17 protein-coding genes are annotated in these 16,622 nt (G+C 63.6%); 9 read left to right on the top strand and 8 right to left on the bottom strand.

The window, feature by feature from the left end:
* Positions 1-123: 123 nt before the first annotated feature.
* Complete coding sequence (locus DyAD56_RS14120) at positions 124-1,059, top strand: peptidylprolyl isomerase (protein ID WP_102303408.1); 936 nt, start codon at positions 124-126, stop codon at positions 1,057-1,059.
* A gap of 52 nt (positions 1,060-1,111) precedes the next feature.
* Here DyAD56_RS14120 and DyAD56_RS14115 read toward each other — a convergent pair whose 3' ends face one another.
* Complete coding sequence (locus DyAD56_RS14115; RefSeq protein ID WP_233202462.1) at positions 1,112-1,882, bottom strand: DUF4349 domain-containing protein; 771 nt, start codon at positions 1,880-1,882, stop codon at positions 1,112-1,114.
* A gap of 163 nt (positions 1,883-2,045) precedes the next feature.
* Here DyAD56_RS14115 and DyAD56_RS14110 point away from each other — a divergent pair, with 163 nt between their 5' ends.
* The 3 genes from DyAD56_RS14110 (at position 2,046) to DyAD56_RS14100 (ending at position 6,412) form a co-directional block, all read left to right on the top strand.
* Positions 2,046-4,220 (top strand): AsmA family protein, encoded by a 2,175-nt coding sequence (locus DyAD56_RS14110; protein WP_343125307.1) that lies wholly within the window; start codon positions 2,046-2,048, stop codon positions 4,218-4,220.
* A gap of 55 nt (positions 4,221-4,275) precedes the next feature.
* Complete coding sequence (locus tag DyAD56_RS14105) at positions 4,276-5,199, top strand: DMT family transporter (protein WP_102303406.1); 924 nt, start codon at positions 4,276-4,278, stop codon at positions 5,197-5,199.
* Positions 5,200-5,296: 97 nt separating this feature from the next.
* Positions 5,297-6,412 (top strand): calcium:proton antiporter, encoded by a 1,116-nt coding sequence (locus DyAD56_RS14100; protein WP_102303405.1) that lies wholly within the window; start codon positions 5,297-5,299, stop codon positions 6,410-6,412.
* On the opposite strand, the gene DyAD56_RS14095 is transcribed toward DyAD56_RS14100, so the two are convergent.
* The gene (locus tag DyAD56_RS14095) at positions 6,409-7,308 is read right to left on the bottom strand and encodes a LysR family transcriptional regulator (RefSeq protein ID WP_102303404.1); all 900 of its coding nucleotides are present in this window, start codon (positions 7,306-7,308) and stop codon (positions 6,409-6,411) included. The genes DyAD56_RS14100 and DyAD56_RS14095 overlap by 4 nt on opposite strands.
* 172 nt (positions 7,309-7,480) lie before the next feature.
* On the opposite strand from DyAD56_RS14095, the gene DyAD56_RS14090 reads away from it, so the two are divergent.
* Positions 7,481-8,122, top strand: coding sequence for an NAD(P)-dependent oxidoreductase (locus tag DyAD56_RS14090; RefSeq protein WP_102303403.1), 642 nt, complete (start codon positions 7,481-7,483; stop codon positions 8,120-8,122).
* A gap of 55 nt (positions 8,123-8,177) precedes the next feature.
* Here the strand turns inward: DyAD56_RS14090 and DyAD56_RS14085 are convergent, their stop codons facing one another.
* From DyAD56_RS14085 to DyAD56_RS14070, 4 genes are all read right to left on the bottom strand, one after another.
* Positions 8,178-8,798 (bottom strand): cytochrome c, encoded by a 621-nt coding sequence (locus tag DyAD56_RS14085; RefSeq protein ID WP_102303402.1) that lies wholly within the window; start codon positions 8,796-8,798, stop codon positions 8,178-8,180.
* A gap of 11 nt (positions 8,799-8,809) precedes the next feature.
* On the bottom strand, positions 8,810-9,796 hold the full coding sequence (locus DyAD56_RS14080; protein WP_102303401.1) for a copper resistance protein B: 987 nt from the start codon (positions 9,794-9,796) through the stop codon (positions 8,810-8,812).
* Positions 9,793-11,526 (bottom strand): copper resistance system multicopper oxidase, encoded by a 1,734-nt coding sequence (locus tag DyAD56_RS14075; RefSeq protein WP_102303400.1) that lies wholly within the window; start codon positions 11,524-11,526, stop codon positions 9,793-9,795. Before DyAD56_RS14075 ends, DyAD56_RS14080 begins: the two co-directional genes overlap by 4 nt.
* 83 nt (positions 11,527-11,609) lie before the next feature.
* The gene (locus DyAD56_RS14070) at positions 11,610-11,966 is read right to left on the bottom strand and encodes a hypothetical protein (RefSeq protein WP_102303399.1); all 357 of its coding nucleotides are present in this window, start codon (positions 11,964-11,966) and stop codon (positions 11,610-11,612) included.
* A gap of 607 nt (positions 11,967-12,573) precedes the next feature.
* Here DyAD56_RS14070 and rlmJ point away from each other — a divergent pair.
* The 3 genes from rlmJ (at position 12,574) to DyAD56_RS14055 (ending at position 15,015) form a co-directional block, all read left to right on the top strand.
* On the top strand, positions 12,574-13,455 hold the full coding sequence (rlmJ, locus tag DyAD56_RS14065) for a 23S rRNA (adenine(2030)-N(6))-methyltransferase RlmJ (RefSeq protein WP_102303398.1): 882 nt from the start codon (positions 12,574-12,576) through the stop codon (positions 13,453-13,455).
* 83 nt (positions 13,456-13,538) lie between these two features.
* The gene (locus tag DyAD56_RS14060) at positions 13,539-14,057 is read left to right on the top strand and encodes a Slp family lipoprotein (protein WP_102303397.1); all 519 of its coding nucleotides are present in this window, start codon (positions 13,539-13,541) and stop codon (positions 14,055-14,057) included.
* A gap of 49 nt (positions 14,058-14,106) precedes the next feature.
* Complete coding sequence (locus DyAD56_RS14055) at positions 14,107-15,015, top strand: cation diffusion facilitator family transporter (RefSeq protein ID WP_102303396.1); 909 nt, start codon at positions 14,107-14,109, stop codon at positions 15,013-15,015.
* Here the strand turns inward: DyAD56_RS14055 and DyAD56_RS14050 are convergent.
* Positions 15,012-15,410, bottom strand: coding sequence for a VOC family protein (locus DyAD56_RS14050; RefSeq protein ID WP_102303395.1), 399 nt, complete (start codon positions 15,408-15,410; stop codon positions 15,012-15,014). The genes DyAD56_RS14055 and DyAD56_RS14050 overlap by 4 nt on opposite strands.
* On the bottom strand, positions 15,407-15,796 hold the full coding sequence (locus DyAD56_RS14045; protein WP_102303394.1) for an MmcQ/YjbR family DNA-binding protein: 390 nt from the start codon (positions 15,794-15,796) through the stop codon (positions 15,407-15,409). The genes DyAD56_RS14050 and DyAD56_RS14045 overlap by 4 nt, the downstream gene beginning before the upstream one ends.
* 180 nt (positions 15,797-15,976) lie before the next feature.
* Between DyAD56_RS14045 and DyAD56_RS14040 the strand changes: the two genes are divergently transcribed.
* Positions 15,977-16,588 carry a GNAT family N-acetyltransferase gene (locus DyAD56_RS14040; protein WP_102303485.1) on the top strand — a complete coding sequence of 204 codons (612 nt, stop codon included), beginning with the start codon at positions 15,977-15,979 and terminating at the stop codon, positions 16,586-16,588.
* Positions 16,589-16,622: the final 34 nt, after the last annotated feature.

Below are 16,622 nucleotides of genomic sequence, written 5' to 3'. Positions count from 1 at the left end.
CCTGCGCCTTTGTTTCGCGGCTTGTGTTGGCGGCCCGAACGTGCGCAGCGCCTCTACCGTCCGGCAGGGGCAGCCACTGGCGGGCTCTGCTACCTTGCAAGCTTTCCGACACGGGGAGATTCCATGCTGCTGCGCCGTTGCCTTGCCCTTGCACTCGCCGTCGCACTGCCCGCCACGGTGGCCGCGGACGAAACAAAGCCCGCACATACGCCATCGCCCAAGGAGCTTCTCGCCAAGTCCCAGCCGCAGGAATGGCGCACGCCCGATCCCCAGAATCTGCTGGTGATGCAGCTCCCGCAGGGCCGCGTGCTGATTGAACTGGCGCCTGACTACGCGCCGTTGCACGCCGCCAACATCCGCACCATGGCGCACGAGCACTATTACGACGGACTCGTCATCGAGCGCGTGCAGGACAATTTCGTCACCCAGTGGGGGGATGCCGCCAACGAGGACGATAGCCACACCAGCAAGCTCAAGCCGCTGGGTTCCGCCAAGGACAGGTTGCCACCCGAATACACGCGCCCGTACGACGCGAAGCTGCCCTTCACTGCCTTGAAGGACGGCGACTTCTACGCGCCGGAAGTGGGCTTCTCCGAAGGCTTCCCGGTGGGGCGCGACAAGGCCCATCAGCAGCAATGGCTGACGCATTGCTACGGCATGGTCGGCGTCGGTCGGGACATTGACCCGGAAACCGGCAGTGGCAGCGAGCTCTATGCCGTGATCGGCCAGGCTCCGCGCGCGCTGGATCGCAACATCGCCGTGGTCGGCCGCGTGCTGCAGGGCATGGAATATCTGTCGGGCCTGCCACGCGGCACCGGCCCGCTGGGCTTTTACGAGAAGCCCGAGCAGCGCATCACCATCCGCTCGGTCCGCCTTGCCGCGGATCTGCCCGCCAGCGAGCGCCCGAATGTCGAGGTGCTACGCACCGACAGCGCAACCTTCTCCGCCCTGGTGGACGCCAAGCGCAATCGCCTCGACGATTTCTATCGCATCCCGGCCGGCAAAGTGGACGTGTGCAGCGTGAACATCCCGGCGCGCGACGCCAAGGCAACGCATTGACGCCTGGACGTCGCCGCTGCAACGGCGGCGACGTTCTTATGAGAACACTTGCTTAGACCGCGCCACGCTCGCGCGACTTGCGCGTCACTTTGCGCCATACCCAGCGCCACGCGAGCGCCAGCACGAAGACCAGCGGAAGGAAGGGAATGGCATAGGCCAGCATCGACAAGGCTGCACGTATGCCTTCCACCAACTGGTCAGTCCAGTCACCCAATGACAAGCCGAAACGCTGGCTGCGCGTCTTGTCGGTGAAATCCATCTGCAGCAGATTGGTGTCGATGCGCCGCTGCTGCTGGGCCGCGGTGTTCTGGAGTTCCTCGCGCTGCACCTGAATCTGCGCGCGTTCGTGGCTGAGCACGATGAGGTCGCTGGTCGATATGTCCTTGCGCTGAGCCAGTTGCTCGACTTGCACGGAATAGGTTTCCAGCAGCTTCCGCTTCTGCTCGGTGTCGTTGACTGCATCGGCGAGATCCTCTGCCCGCGTCTGCCGCCACGCCAACTTGCCGTTCTGGCTGGCCATGCTGCTGAGTGGTTCTACGCCTGACGGCACCACACGCACGGCCAGCGTTCCGTCGTGCTCGCTCTGCTCGAAGCGCAACACGTCGCAAGCGCCGAAACGCGCCGAATCGCAGGCTTGTCGCACGGCCGCCATGCGCGTCGCCATCTGCCCCTCCGGCAGTTCAATGCGCAGGTGATGTTCATAAGCCAGCTTCGCGCCGGCTTTTGCCTTCTCTCCGCCAATCCCCTGAGGCCCCGCTTCCTGCTTGTTCGAACATCCGGCAACCAGCAACACCAAGGCGGCGGCCAGCATCCCATGCTTCATCACGCGCATATTCCTTCCCTGTTTTCTCCAGTCCTGCGCAAAGTAACGCAAATCCTGCCGATATCCGCGCGATGTGCGTGGATATCGTGAACAAGCGCTACGCCCCTACACCCCAAGACCACGCCTTCTTCACCTCTTCGGCCGGCAGGATGCCCCCGACGCCATGAGGGAGCGACGCATGCGGCGGGTTTGGAAAATCGTGTCATGGACTATCGGCGTCTGCCTGGCGCTGATCGTGGTACTGCTGATCGTCATCGCCACCTTCGACTGGAATCGACTCAAACCCACCATCAATGCCCGCGCCAGCGAAACCCTGGGGCGGCCGTTCGCCATCAATGGTGACCTCAGCGTGCATTGGCAGCGTGAGCCACGCGCCAGTGGCATGGAAAGCTGGGTGCCGTGGCCGGAGTTCGTTGCGCAGGACATCCGCATTGGTAATCCCGACTGGGCCAGCCAGCCGCTGTTTGCACGATTGGACGCGCTCCACTTTCGCATTTCGCCATTGCCGCTGATCGCGCATCGGGTGGAAATCCCGGTGCTGTATCTCTCGCAACCCACGATTGACCTGGAGCGCAACAAGCAGGGTCAGGCCAACTGGGACTTCACCCTGCCCGACAGCGGCTCGCCCTCCGCCTGGCAACTCGACCTGCACGCTATAGGCTTCGATCGCGGCCACGTCACGCTCAGCGACGCTGTCAGCAAGAGCGAGCTCCAGGTCACGATCGAGATGCTGCAGCATGCCATTGCCTATGGCGACATCGTGGCCCAGCAATCCACCGACGCACGCGAACAAGCCCGTCGTACCGTAGGCGCTGCGGCGAAAACAGAGCTCGCCAAGGATGCGGACAAGGATGGCAACGAGCCCGGCCATACCAACGCCACCTATCAGTTCGTCTGGCAAGCGGTGGGCAAATACCAGGGTGCGACGGTCGACGGCAACGGCAAGACCGGTGGCGTGCTGGCCCTGCAGCAGTCGGACCAACCGTTCCCACTGCAGGCTGACGTGCATGTCGGCGACACGCACATCGCCATGGTGGGCACGCTCACCGATCCCCTGCATCTGGCCGCACTCGATATTCGCCTGTGGTTCTCCGGCACCAGCATGGCCAAGCTCTATCCACTCATCGGCGTGACTCTGCCCGATACGCCGCCCTATGCGACGGAAGGCCATCTGAAGGCGAACCTGAAGCGCGGCGCCAGCCACTTCTCGTACGACCATTTCCGCGGACGCGTGGGCGGCAGCGACCTGTCCGGCGATCTCACCTTCGATACCGGCGGCGCGCGCCCCAAGCTGTCGGGCAGCGTGACATCGCAATTGCTGCGTTTCGCCGATCTCGCACCACTGATCGGCGCGGACTCCAACGCACAGAAGCAGCAGCGTGGCGATGCCACGTCCCAGCCAGCCGACAAAGTACTGCCGGTCGAGCCGTTCCGCACCGATCGCTGGCAGGCGATGGATGCGGATGTCACCTTCCGCGCTGGCCGCATCGTGCGTGATGCCGCGCTACCCATCAATGCGCTGTCGACGCACGTGATCATGGAGAACGGCGTACTCACGCTGGACCCGCTCGACTTCGACCTCGCCGGCGGCAAGGTGGCCAGCAATCTGCATCTGGACGGGAGCGCCACGCCGCTGAAGGGCACCATTCGCCTCAAAGCGCGTCATCTCAAGCTGAAGGAGCTGTTTCCCACTTTCGAGCCGATGCGGACCAGCTTTGGCGAAATCAACGGCGACGCGGCGCTCGATGCGCGCGGCAACTCCGTGAGCGAATTGATGGGCACCTCCACCGGCGAGCTGAAGCTGCTGATGAACGACGGCGCGATCAGCAAGACCTTGCTGGAAACCGCAGGCCTCAACGTGGCGAACGTGGTGATCGCCAAGCTGTTCGGCGACAAGACGGTGAAGATCAACTGCGCGGCATCGGACCTGGCGGCGACCAACGGGCTCTACGAAACCAAGCTGTTTGTGTTCGACACTGAAGACGCCACTATCCGCGTAAACGGCAACGTCAACTTCGCCACCGAAAAGCTCGACCTGGATGTGCGGCCCGAGTCGAAAGGCTTGCGTATCCTGTCGCTGCGCTCACCGCTTTACGTGAAGGGCACCCTCAAGAATCCCGACGTTGGCGTGCAACCCGGACCGCTGATCCTGCGTGGCGGCGGCGCGCTTGCGTTGGGCATATTCGCTGCGCCGGTTGCCGCCCTGCTGCCGCTGGTGGCCGCCAGCAAAGGTGCCCCGGACAACACGTGCACCACGGTGCTCGAGCAGATGCGCGGATCGTCCAAGGCACGGCCCGCGCCGGTCCCGGTGAAAACCAAAGCGACCCCGGCCCACTGAACCCTGGCTGCAACGCTAGAATGTTGGGCTCATCTCCCTCCCCCGACATCCACGCATGCAACCGGTAACCAAGGCCCGCTGGCAGATCCATTTCTGCGTCCTGTTCTGGGGCTTCACCGCCATCCTGGGCAAGCTGATCACCCTGCCCGCGCTGCAGTTGGTGTGGTGGCGTACTTTGCTGGTGGCGGGCGCGCTGTTGCTGAGCCCGAAGGTATGGCGCGGCCTGAAGGCGATGCCTGCGAAGCTGCGCTGGAGCTATGCGGGCATCGGCGTGCTGGTATCGCTGCACTGGCTGACTTTCTACGCCGCCATCAAGCTCGCCAATGCCTCGGTCGGCGCCACCTGCATCGCCTTGGGCCCGGTGTTCCTGTCGCTGGTGGAGCCCTGGATCGCCGGTCGCAAGTTTGACCCGCGCGAGCTGTTGATCGGCGTTGCCGTGGTGCCCGGCGTGGCCATGGTGGTCGGCGGAGTGCCCATGGACATGCGCATGGGCATCGTCGTGGGTACGGCCTCGGCCCTGCTGGTGGCGCTGTTCGGCGCCTTCAACAAACGGCTGGTGGAACACGGCGACCCACTCACCGTGACCTGTATCGAGCTGGGCACCGGCACGCTGTTCCTTACCCTGCTGGCGCCATTGCTGCCCGGCCCCGCTTTCGTGCTCCCCAGCACCCATGACGCCATCTTGCTGCTGGTGCTGTCGTTCGGCTGCACCCTGCTGCCGTTTGCCCTGGCGCTGGTGGCCCTGCGCCATATGAGCGCCTTCGGGACGCAGATGGTGACCAACCTGGAGCCGATCTACGCCATCGTGCTGGCCATCCTGCTGCTGGGCGAGCAGCGCCAGTTGGACGGCTGGTTCTATGGGGGCGTGGCGGTGATCCTGGCCGCCGTCTTCGTTCACCCGTTGCTCACGCGCAAACAGACACCGCCGTCACAACCGGAACTCCTAGGCACCGCGGAAAGCCACAGTGTGGTTGAATAAAGCGCTGTCGCGGCGAAGTACGCCCCTTCCCACGACACCGGCTGACTAGCGCGCGACGCCGTGCGTCGCTTCGGGATGGTCCGGGGAGGTGCTTGCGATGATATCGGGCGGTCTGCCAAAGCTATTGCGGCGCGAGTGGTTCCTCGCTGTCAGCGTCGTTACTTCCATCGCGTTCCTACTGTTCGGTCCACGCCTGCTCAGCGGGCTGGACCAGCCGCTATGGCTCGCCATCCTTTTCGCATGGCTGTTCGCCGTCATCCTCGGCTCCGCGCTGGCCGTGGTGCGCCATGCGGAACACTTGGGCGAACGCCTGGGCGAGCCTTACGGCACCTTGGTGCTGACGCTGTCGATCACCGCCATCGAGGTGATCAGCATCACCGCGATCATGCTGCACGGCGAGAACAACCCCACACTGGCGCGCGACACGCTATTCGCGGTCACCATGATCGTGCTCAACGGCATGGTTGGCCTGTCCTTGCTGGCCGGTGGCTGGCGGCATCGCGAGCAGCAGTACAACCTGCAGGGTGCCAATGCATACCTTGGGGTGGTCATTCCGCTGGGCATCCTCGCGTTGGTGATGCCCCGCTTCGCCGCGCACGGACTGACCGTACTCACGTTTCCGCAAGAGGTGTTTCTCGCCGTGATCTGCGCCGGCTTGTACCTCGCCTTCCTCGGGCTGCAGACACGACGTCATCGCGCCTATTTCGCCGCAGACAGTGGAGACGAGGAGGAGACGGCGCGTGTACTACACGGTGGCGTAGCGCGCAGCCTGTTGCACGCGGCGCTATTGCTGGCCTACATGGCACCGGTGGTCTATCTGGCCGAGAAGCTGGCCCACCCTGTGGATTACGTGGTGGAAACACTGCACAAACCCGCTGCACTCGCGGGGTTGGTGATGGCCGTGCTGGTTGCCACACCCGAAGGCGTCGGCGCCGTGCGAGCGGCGCGCCGCAATCATATGCAGCGCTCAGTAAACATCTTCCTTGGCTCAGTGCTTTCCACCATCGGGCTGACCATTCCCGCCATCCTGATAATCAGCCATGTCACAGCGCATCCCATTGAGCTGGGGCTGCAACACACGGATCTCGCGATGTTCGTGCTGACCCTTGGCTTGAGTCTCGTCACGTTCTCCAGCGGCCACACCAACGTGCTGCAGGGTGGCGTGCACCTGATTCTTTTCTTCGCCTATTTGTTCTACATGTTTCAGGGCTAAGAGGCGGCGGTGGCAACCGTCTTGCGCATGTGATCGATGAATGCACGCACCTTGGCCGGCGGTTGGCGCCCTGGATACACCGCGTAAATACCGCAATCCGGCAGGCTGTATTGCGCCATCAGCACGACGAGGCGCCCGTCGCGGATGTCATCCGTCACGAGGTAATCCGGCAGCACGCTGACACCGGTGCCGTGGCGTACCAGCGCATGTGTCGCGGTAACGTTGTTCGTCTGTGCCACCGGGCGCATGCGCACCGTGCGGCGGGAGCCATCCGGTGCAGTGAAAGTCCAGCGCAGTGGTGTTGCCAGCAGAGCCAATGCCACCCAGTCGTGCGAGGCGAGATCGGTAATCAGGCGCGGCTCGCCACGTCGCGCGAGATAGCCGGGCGAGGCCACCATCAACTGGCGAAAACTGCCCAAGCGTGCGGAACGTAGATTGGAGTCGCGCAGCCAACCCATACGAATGGCCATGTCGAAGCGCTCGGCGATCAAGTCACTCATGTGATCAGTAAGCACCAGGTCGGCTTGTATCTCAGGATGCACGCGTAGGAATTCTGCCAGCGCCGGAGCCACCACTGCCGTACCGTAATCACCGGTCGCCGTGAGCCGCAGCGTGCCACTGGGTTTCTCCTGGCCTTGCCCCACTTGTGCGATCGCCGCCTCCGCCTCGGCCAGGATACGCACGCAGGCAGCATGGAACGCCGAACCGGCCTCGGTCAGCGCCATACGGCGCGTGCTGCGCGAAAGTAGCGTCACGCCCAGTTCGCTTTCCAGGCGGGCGATGTGCTGGCTCACCATGGCCTTGGTCATGCCCAACACTTCCGCAGCGGCCGTGAATGAGCCTGCTCGCACCAGCGCCACGAACACGGACAAGCGGTTGAGATTGACGTCAGCCATGGGACCATCCTCACTGTTAATCTAAACTTTACAGTGAATTCCCTTTTGGTGCGTTTATCCGCACCTTCCGCAGGCGCATCATGGCTTCCGTTCCCTGGTGCTGGCAGATCTTTCACGCGCTACGCGTCATCGTCCGCCGCACTCCCCTTATCCCCGCTGGAGAGCAACATCCATGAAGATCGCCCTGTTCGGCGCGACCGGCCATGTCGGCCACGCCATCCTCGATGAAGCCCTGGCACGTGGTGCCGACGTCACCGCCATCGTTCGCGACCCGTCGCGACTGGCCAACCCCGATCCGCGCGTGAAGGTCGTTACCGGCGACATCGGCGAGCCGGATTCGTGGCTGGATGCCGTGCGTGGCGCGGACGTTGTCATCGTCAGCATCTCGGCCCGCCGCGACGGTTCGAACGACGCCATCCCGGCCAAGGCCACTGCGGTGCTGGATAACTTGTCCAAGCTCGGCGTGAAGCGCCTGGTGTGGGTGGGTGGCGCCGGCTCACTGGAAACCGCGCCCGGTGTGCGCGTGGTGGACGACCCGAATTTCCCCGAAGCCTGGAAGGCCGAGGCGCTGGGACAGGCCAAGGCGCTCGACGTGTTCCGCCAGCACAAGAGCGACGTGGAATGGACCTATATCAGCCCGGCCGCCCTGCTTGAAGACGGCCCGCGCACCGGCAAGTACCGCGTCGGCGGCGACCAGTTGCTGGTGGACGCCAACGGCAAGAGTCACATCAGCGTGTCCGACTACGCTGTAGCCCTGTTGGACCGCGTCGAGAAGAACGACGCACGCAAGCAGCGCATCACGGTCGCTTACTGATCTAGCGGTGCGGATGGCGACATGCCATCCGCACCGCTTCGTTCAATGCGCGCCGTCAGTGCGCGTGATCATGGTCGTGGCCATCGGCTTCCATGTGGTCATGATCGTGATCCGCCGGCTCGCCCTGCGGATCGCCGTGGTGGTGATGCTCGTGATCACCATGACCGTCGTCAGCCTCCCTGCCGGCCATCGCTTCGAACGCGGCCTGATCCATCGTGGGCAACTGCTTGACGAATGCCACCATGTCCCAGATGGCCGCATCGTCATGACTGCGTCCCCAGGCCGGCATGGCGGTGAGTTTCACACCGTGCTTGATGACCCAGAACGCCTCGGCCGGATCGTGCACCCCGTGCTTGGAGAGATTTGGCGGCTGCGGGTAGAGTCCCTCGCGCAATTCCGTTTGCGTCATTCCCGGTGCGAGATGGCAAGACGTGCACATTTCCGCGTAATGCTCCGCACCGCGACGGATGCGCTGCGGATCGTCGAGATCAGGCACCGTGATGCCTCCCGCATGACGCTCGATGGAGCGGTCGCGCAAGGTTTCGACGACACGCTCAGTCAACGCCCAGTGCGGTCGATCCGCCGCAATGTCGTAGCTTCCGGACACCACAAACGCCGCCGCTGCCGCGGCGGCCAGCACGAGCACAAGCAACACAATAGCTATGGTCTTCTTCATGGCACTCCCCTTCAAAGCCAGATACGCACACCAGCGACCCAGGTCGTTTCCCGTGCGTGCACTTCTGGCACGCCGGGCATGTCGTTGAAACTGCCGAAGCGACGCGTCCAGTTCACACCCACGTAAGGCGCAAACTTGCGGCTGAACTCGTAGCGCAGGCGCATCCCCGCCTCCACGTTCGACAGCCCGGACGAGATGCCGCGTCGCGGATCGTCCTTGCCGTAGAAGTTCAGCTCCACTTGTGGCGTCAGGATCAATCGCTGCGTGAACCGCATGTCGTAGCTGGTTTCCAGCCGCAGCGCGGTGCGCCCTTCCTCACCGACGTAGAACGTCGCCTGTGTTTCGAACCAGTAAGGCGCAAGACCTTCCACGCCGGCTGCAAGCCATTGCCGATCAGGCCCTTGTCCGAAGTCGTGCCGCGCACCCAGTTGCCAATCCCAGAAGCTCGCGAAGGCGTGACTCCACAGTGCCTCCACGCGGCCATCCTGTGTGCCGCTGCTGTCGCGCTCGCCTTCGGTCTTCAGCCACAGGCGGTTGATCGCGTTGCCGTACCAGCCTTCGGCTTCCCAGCTGGTCGCATAGTCACCGGAGGTACTGCGGCTGCGCTCCAGGCGATCGAGCGTGAACATGCCGAGTGATGCGTTGTCGTCCATCTGCATCATCGCGTTCATCTGCGCTGGCGTCATGTCGTGGGGAACGGATTGCGGCGACGGCGGTGGCACGTGGTCGTTCGGGGGCAAGACTTTTGCCTCTGTCCCCGCCATACCGGGCATGCTGCTCATGTCGTGGCCGGAGTGATCCATGGTGGCGTGCTGCGCATCCTCTTTCGTGGGTGCGGCATCATGCTGATCATGCGTAGGTGCCGGTGTGTCAGTGGCCGGCGGCATCACCATGCCGGGCATGTTCTGCATGTTCTGCATATCCATGCTCTGCGCGAACACGGCCATGGGAAGCACGCCAAGGCATGCGGAAATCCAAAGCGAAAGCGATCGGCTCATGCCACCACCACCTCGCGGAACATGCCCGCCTCCATGTGGTAAAGCAGATGGCAGTGATAGGCCCAGCGCCCAAGCGCGTCCGCGCTCACGCGATAGGCCACTTGCTGCGCCGGTTGCACCATCACCGTGTGCTTGCGCGCCTGGAAGTCGCCATTTGGCGATTCGAGCTCGCTCCACATGCCGTGCAGGTGGATGGGGTGCGTCATCATCGTGTCGTTCACCAACACGATGCGCACGTGTTCGCCATGGCGTAGGCGCAGTGGTTCGGCACCCGAATAGCGCTTGCCATCGAACGACCAGAGATAGCGCTCCATGTTGCCGGTAAGCCGCAGCGTGAGCTCGCGATCCACGTTAGGCGAAATAGGCGCATCGACGGCATGCAGGTCCGCATAGGTAAGTACGCGGCGCCCGTTGTCGCGCAAGCCGACGCCCGGATCGTCGAGATTGGTGCGTGGCGTAGGCACGCGCATGTCCACTTCGGGCCCCGTCCTCAAGGGTTCGGTCGGGGTGTCGTGGTGCGACATCGACATGGCCATGCCTGGCATCGCCATCATGTCCATGCCGGACATGTCGTGTCCCATGGCGGCGTGATCCATCGTGCCCATCATGTCGGCCATGCTGAGCAAGGGTCGGCGATCCAGCGTTGGTACGTCCGCCACCATGCCGGCGTGCGGCGCCAGCGTGGCCCGCGCATAGCCGGTGCGATCCATGCTCTGCGCAAAGATGGTCCATGCGCGATCCGCCGACGGTTGCACGATCACGTCATACGTCTCGGCCGTGCCGATGCGAAACTCCTCCACGGTCACCGGCTCGATGGCTTGCCCGTCCGCCGCGACCACGGTCATTTTGAGGCCGGGAATGCGCACATCGAAGAAGGTCATCGACGAGCCATTGATGAAACGCAGGCGGATCTTTTCACCCGCCTTGAACAGGCCTGTCCAGTTGCCGGCTGGCGTACAACCGTTCACCAGGTGCGTATAGGCCACGGAAGAAACATCTGCCAGGTCGGTAGGATCCATGCGCATCTGGTTCCACATGCGCCGATCGGCAAGAGCCTTGGAAACGCCTTCGTTCCCGGCATCGCGCATGAAATCACCCACCGTGCGCTTGCCATAGTTGTAGTAGCCGCTCTGCTTCTTCAGATTGGCGTAGATGGTTTCCGGATCGAGATCGGTCCAGTCATTGAGCATCACGACGTAGTCGCGATCCGTCGGATAGCGCTCGCCCTCGCGCGGCTCAATCACGATCGGGCCGTACAAGCCGGTCTGTTCCTGGAAACGCGAATGACTGTGGTACCAGTAGGTGCCCGACTGGTTCACGGTGAATTGGTAGGTGTATTCACCACCCGCCGGAATACCATCGAAACTCAAGCCTGGCACGCCATCCATATCCGCCGGCAACACGATGCCGTGCCAATGGATGGAGCTGGCCACGTTGAGCCGATTGCGCACACGCAGTGTCACCGTCTCGCCCTGCCGCCAACGCAGCAGCGGCGCCGGCAATTGGCCGTTCACTACGGTCGCCATGCGCTTGCGTCCCGTGAAATCGACCGGTAGTTCACCAATCTCCAGATCGATATGGCTACCGCTCAACTCCGCACGCGGCCCAGCCGCCTGCGCCAGTGCATTGCCGCGCCACAACCCCAGCCCGGCAGCCACGCCACCCAGCACCAATCCTTGTACGAAACGCCGACGCGGCAGCTGAAAGCCGTGCGGTTCCTGCTTGTTCATTGCCTTGACTCCGCTATGCGCGCCCGCGACGCAGACGCATCTAGTCGGCCGACAAACGTCGGCCCGTTGCTATCAACGGAGAATCAGACGACCGGAGGCCGCAAAGGCGGTTCGTAGGCAGGCTGCGGGGTATGTTCCCGGCGCACTTGAACATGACCGCCATCCGCCTGCACGTGCAACACATGCGGCACTATCGATGCGGGCACGCTAGCCGGCGCATGCGTGCAACAGCTATCCGCACTGAGCGTCGACGCATGGGTTGCACCATGGTCCGGTACGGCGTGCTGCATGGCCATCATGCTCATCGCGTCTGCCGCAGGGCAGCAGTCGTCATGACGCGGCATGGACCACGCCACGCTGGACAGCGTCAGCCACGCGCACAGAGCCAGCACCATCAAGGTGCGGCAACGGCGCAGGTGGCGGAACAGGTGGCGGGTCATGAGGTCGAGGATAGTCGTGTGGTGGCGGGGGCTCAACTCTGGAGGTGGCTCCACGCGGTTTGAGGGAGGTTGTCCTGCGAGTGCGATGTGTAGCTCCGCTGCACGAGCCGTCGGCTCGGCGCTTTTGATCGTCGGGCCCCCTGTGCAGCGGTGAGGGGTGGACGATCAGGCCCGCAGGGGGATCGGCAAGGATGCCGATCCCTTTTCGTCGGGGCAGGAGCCCCGTCGAAAAGCCCGGCCGCCCATCACGAACTGGCCGGCTTCGCCGGCCAGCGCCAAGTGGGGGTTCCCTTCTCTTTGGTTACTTTCTCTTAGGCAAGCAAGAGAAAGTGACTCGGCCTCCGGCAGGAGGTCGAAAGCCCGCCGCAGGCGAGCCAGATCGCCGTAGCGCTAAAACCAAACACCGAGGCTCTGGACCCCGGCCTGCGCCGGGGTGACGGCTAAAGGTGAAGCGGTACCGCGAGCACCCGCCCCTCACCCCAACCCTCTCCCCGAAGGGCGAGGGAGTAAAACGGAGGGCCCGTGCCACGCGCCTCCCCGAGAAAAGAAAAACAGAAGCAAGGGACCCCCTCCCCTATAATGTCCCACCTCCCGGCGCCCCCATCCCATGAACTATCGTCACGCCTACCACGCCGGCAACTTCGCCGATGTCCTCAAGCACACCGTGCTGCTCGCGCTAATCGAGGCATTGCAGGCTAAGCCCACCCCGTTCGCCTTCGTCGACACGCACGCCGGCAGCGGTTGTTATGCGCTCGACAGCGTCGAGGCCGGTAAGACGGGCGAATACAAGGATGGCATTACGCGCCTGCTGTTCCCCGATATGCATGGCAGCCATGGCAAGACGGAGCCCCTGCCCCCGCTGCTGCGGCGCTGGCTCGACGCCATCCTACGCGTGCAGGGTAACGAGAGTGGCTTGAAGCTCTACCCCGGTTCACCGCTGCAGGTGGCAAATGCCATGCGCGCCAACGACAGCGCGCAGCTGTGCGAATTGCATCCGGAAGAAGCCACGCGCCTGCGCGATCTGTTTCATCACGATCATCGCGTGCACGTGCACCAGCGCAACGGCTACGAGGCACTGAAAGCGCTGCTGCCGCCGAAGGAGAAGCGCGGTCTCGTGCTGATCGATCCGCCCTATGAAGCACAGGAAGCCGAGTACCGCGTGATCGAGCGGGCACTGAAAGGCGCCCTGCAGCGCTGGCCCACGGGTGTTTACGCCGTGTGGTATCCGATCAAGTTGCGCAGCCAGGTGCAGCCGTTTCATCGCTGGCTGCAGCACTGCGGCGTGCGCCGGGTGCTGCGGGCCGAGTTGCTGGTGCATCCGGATGACTCGCCGCTGCGCCTCAATGGTTCGGGCATGGTGATTCTCAATGCGCCGTGGAAGCTGGACGAGGTACTGCGTGACGCCCTGCGCGCGATGGCACCGCTGCTGTCGCAGGAACATCCCGCGAAGTGGCGACTCGACTGGCTATTGGAAGATAGCGCCGGCTGAACGTGCGAACGAGCTTCCACACGCTGTATACCTTCCGTGCGGTGAGCCCGTTAAGCTCAAATCAGTCCACGGGGAAAGCGGCCATGAAACAGCACGTCACTAACACCCTTCTGCGCAGCGCCATCGCTACCGGCCTGCTGGCGCTGGCGGCCTGTGCACCCGCGCCTATCTACAAACCCTCGCCCACCACCGTAGCGACAACGCCGAACATCGTGGCGCAATCGCCGGGCCAGTACGCCAATGCTGACGTGATCTGGGGTGGCCAGGTGGTCGAGGTACGCAACCTCGCCGATCACAGCGAAGTGGAGATCGTGGGTTATCCGCTCGACGGCTCGCAGCGTCCCAAGCTGGCCAGCAACGGTGGCTGGGGCCGTTTCATCGCCGTGATGCCGGGCTACGTGGAGCCCTTCGACTACCCCACCGGCTCGTTGATTACGCTGGCGGGCCGCATCACCAGCACCCGCGACGGCAAGGTGGGCGAAGCCAACTACGTGTTCCCACTGGTGAGCGTTGCCCAGTCGCACCGATGGACGCCCGATGAAATGAACGCAGGGAAGTCGAACGTGAGCTTCGGCGTGGGTGTGGGCGGCGTCATACGCTGATACCTGGATAGGCGGCTAAACTGCCTTCCTTCGTCCAAGGGAATGCGCGATGTCTGGTCATGCTAATTCGCTGAGGGCGGTCCTGCTCGCCCTCGGTGCCAATTTCGCCATTTTCCTGAGCAAACTAGTCGCCGCGCTGATCACCGGCTCGGGCGCCATGCTGGCCGAAGCGGTGCATTCGCTGGCCGACTGTGGCAATCAAGGCCTGCTGCTGCTCGGCATGCGGCAGGCGGAGCGCCCGCCGTCCGACGAGTACCCGCTAGGTTGGGGCCGCGCGCTGTATTTCTGGTCGTTCCTCGTCGCCATTTTGCTATTCAGCGTAGGCGGCATGTTTTCCATCTACGAGGGCATCCACAAGCTGAGCCACCCGGAGCCGCTGAAGTGGCCGTGGCTGGCCATCGGCGTGCTTGGCTTTGGCGTGGTGGCCGAGTCGATTTCCATGCACGGCTGCCTGAAGGAAGTGAACAAGGCACGCGATGGCCGCAGCTTGTGGCGCTGGTTTCATGAAACGCGTTCCAGCGAGTTGCTGGTGATTTTCGGCGAAGACCTCGCCGCGCTGCTCGGTCTCGCCGTGGCGCTGGTGGCCGTACTCGCCACCATGATCACCGGCAACCTGCTCTACGACGCCGCGGGCACCATCGTGATCGGCGTGCTGCTGGTGGTGGTGGCGGTTGCCGTGGCCAGCGAGGTGAAGGATCTCCTGATCGGCCAGGGCGTGGAGCCCAAGCGCCGCGAGGAGCTGATTGCCTTCATCAACGCGCGCCCCGAAGTGGATGTGGTGCTCAACGTCATCACCCTGCAGATGGGCCCCGACGTGATGGTGGCAGTGAAGGCGCGCATGTCTCCAGCGCCGGACCAGACCGCGCTGGTAGAGGCGATCAACAGCGTGGAGCGCGCCATGAAGGCGCAGTTTCCGGATATTCGTTGGAGTTTCTTCGAGCCGGACATCGCCGACTAAGAGCCGCTCTTGAGCTGCAACAGATCCCACTTGTTGCCATACAGGTCCTGGAACACCACTACCGTTCCATAGGCCTCTTCGCGCGGCGCCTCGCAGAAGGTGGCGCCAGCGGCTTCCATGCGGCGGTAGTCGCGCCAGAAATCGTCGGTGTGCAGCAGCAGGAAGACGCGGCCACCCGTCTGGTCACCCACGCGGGCCGATTGCTGTTGCGTCGTCGCCTTGGCAAGGAGCACGCGGGTCTCGACCGAACCCGGCGGCGCCACGATCACCCAGCGCTTGCCGCCGCCCATGTCGGTGTCTTCGACCAGCGTGAATCCCAGCACGCGGGTATACCAATCGATGGCGTCGTCGTAATCGGCGACGACGAGGGCGATGCTGCCGATGTACTGCTTCACTCGTGCTTTTCCTTTGGGAGCGGCCACTCGCCCAGCTCCGCCTGCAGCTTCTTGGTGAGCCTGGCGCGGACCAGCCCGTAAGCCGTGCGGATGTGCTCGGACAGTTCCTTGGCGGTGAAGCGCTGCGGCTCCACCACGGAGACCCAGCGAGCGCGGGCGAGATAAGGGGACGCGATGATACCCGGCTGATCGGTCAGTTCGAGAAAGCGATCATCCTCGACCTTGAAGGCGATCCGCCCGCCGTCGACCGGCATCACCACGAACATCTTGCTGCCTACGCTGAACACCAGCTCGGCACCCCATTTGATGTCACGGGTCACCCCCGGCCAATGCCCGCAGAGCGCCTCGACCTGGTGAGGGGTGATGCCTTTGGACGCAGCCACCATGGTTTTCACTCTCCCTCAACGCCAACGGGCGCGCTCTGGCGCATTCTGCCCGCAGCGGGCCGGCAGCACCCAACAGCCCACCCAATCCTTCTTCGCGGTGCGACATAGAGCCGCGAAATAGCCCGTCTAGCAAAGCATTTTGTTCATGTTGCACTGCACACAATACGGTAAAGTATGGTCATGACTCCCGCCATCGACTACTCAAGCAACCGCCGCGCACTGGTACCCGTGCGTAGCAACGAGCGCTTCGCCCGCCCTCGCCTGGTTGAGGTGTCCAAATCGCCCAAGGGCGAGCTGGTGCACGCGCATGATGGCCGCGAGTTGTACCTGCGAGGCATCGAACCCAGCGACATGGCTGCGTTGAAGCGCCAGTTCGCCCGTCTCTCGCCAGAGGACATCCGCCGTCGCTTCCTCCATTGCATGTCGGAGCTGCCGGATTCGATGGCGCAGCGCCTGACCCACATCGACCCCGCCGTGGAAACCGCGTTCGTGCTGATGGACGAGACGGTCAAGCCAGCGGAAATGCGCGGCGTCGGACGTATCTTCGTGGACGAAGCCGCCAACAGCGCCGAATTCTCCGTGCTGGTCGAGCGCGACTGGAGCTGTCAGGGCCTGGGCGCCCTGCTGATGCAGCGCCTGGTCGACGATTGTCGCCACCGCGGCCTGAGCGAAATCTGGGGCTACGTGCTACTGGAAAACCGCCCCATGCTCCATCTGTGCAAAGAACTGGGCTTCGTGCGCCGCCTGTCGCCAGACGAGCCTGGCACCACGCTGATCTCGCTACTGCTCTGACCCCAGCGCTCCTGCAGAAACTAGCCACAACCGC

The organism is Dyella sp. AD56, from assembly GCF_002878475.1.
Lineage (GTDB): Bacteria > Pseudomonadota > Gammaproteobacteria > Xanthomonadales > Rhodanobacteraceae > Dyella.
The sequence above is the reverse complement of the archived record's forward strand: the minus strand, read 5'-3'. Positions and strand labels throughout refer to the sequence as shown.

What these genes read in the sequence shown, in the direction of transcription:
- DyAD56_RS14120 (WP_102303408.1), top strand. Translation starts at nt 124, where the DNA reads ATGCTGCTGCGCCGTTGCCTTGCCCTTGCACTCGCCGTCGCACTGCCC.
- DyAD56_RS14115 (WP_233202462.1), bottom strand. Translation starts at nt 1,882, where the DNA reads ATGAAGCATGGGATGCTGGCCGCCGCCTTGGTGTTGCTGGTTGCCGGA.
- DyAD56_RS14110 (WP_343125307.1), top strand. Translation starts at nt 2,046, where the DNA reads ATGAGGGAGCGACGCATGCGGCGGGTTTGGAAAATCGTGTCATGGACT.
- DyAD56_RS14105 (WP_102303406.1), top strand. Translation starts at nt 4,276, where the DNA reads ATGCAACCGGTAACCAAGGCCCGCTGGCAGATCCATTTCTGCGTCCTG.
- DyAD56_RS14100 (WP_102303405.1), top strand. Translation starts at nt 5,297, where the DNA reads ATGATATCGGGCGGTCTGCCAAAGCTATTGCGGCGCGAGTGGTTCCTC.
- DyAD56_RS14095 (WP_102303404.1), bottom strand. Translation starts at nt 7,308, where the DNA reads ATGGCTGACGTCAATCTCAACCGCTTGTCCGTGTTCGTGGCGCTGGTG.
- DyAD56_RS14090 (WP_102303403.1), top strand. Translation starts at nt 7,481, where the DNA reads ATGAAGATCGCCCTGTTCGGCGCGACCGGCCATGTCGGCCACGCCATC.
- DyAD56_RS14085 (WP_102303402.1), bottom strand. Translation starts at nt 8,798, where the DNA reads ATGAAGAAGACCATAGCTATTGTGTTGCTTGTGCTCGTGCTGGCCGCC.
- DyAD56_RS14080 (WP_102303401.1), bottom strand. Translation starts at nt 9,796, where the DNA reads ATGAGCCGATCGCTTTCGCTTTGGATTTCCGCATGCCTTGGCGTGCTT.
- DyAD56_RS14075 (WP_102303400.1), bottom strand. Translation starts at nt 11,526, where the DNA reads ATGAACAAGCAGGAACCGCACGGCTTTCAGCTGCCGCGTCGGCGTTTC.
- DyAD56_RS14070 (WP_102303399.1), bottom strand. Translation starts at nt 11,966, where the DNA reads ATGACCCGCCACCTGTTCCGCCACCTGCGCCGTTGCCGCACCTTGATG.
- rlmJ (WP_102303398.1), top strand. Translation starts at nt 12,574, where the DNA reads ATGAACTATCGTCACGCCTACCACGCCGGCAACTTCGCCGATGTCCTC.
- DyAD56_RS14060 (WP_102303397.1), top strand. Translation starts at nt 13,539, where the DNA reads ATGAAACAGCACGTCACTAACACCCTTCTGCGCAGCGCCATCGCTACC.
- DyAD56_RS14055 (WP_102303396.1), top strand. Translation starts at nt 14,107, where the DNA reads ATGTCTGGTCATGCTAATTCGCTGAGGGCGGTCCTGCTCGCCCTCGGT.
- DyAD56_RS14045 (WP_102303394.1), bottom strand. Translation starts at nt 15,796, where the DNA reads ATGGTGGCTGCGTCCAAAGGCATCACCCCTCACCAGGTCGAGGCGCTC.
- DyAD56_RS14040 (WP_102303485.1), top strand. Translation starts at nt 15,977, where the DNA reads ATGACTCCCGCCATCGACTACTCAAGCAACCGCCGCGCACTGGTACCC.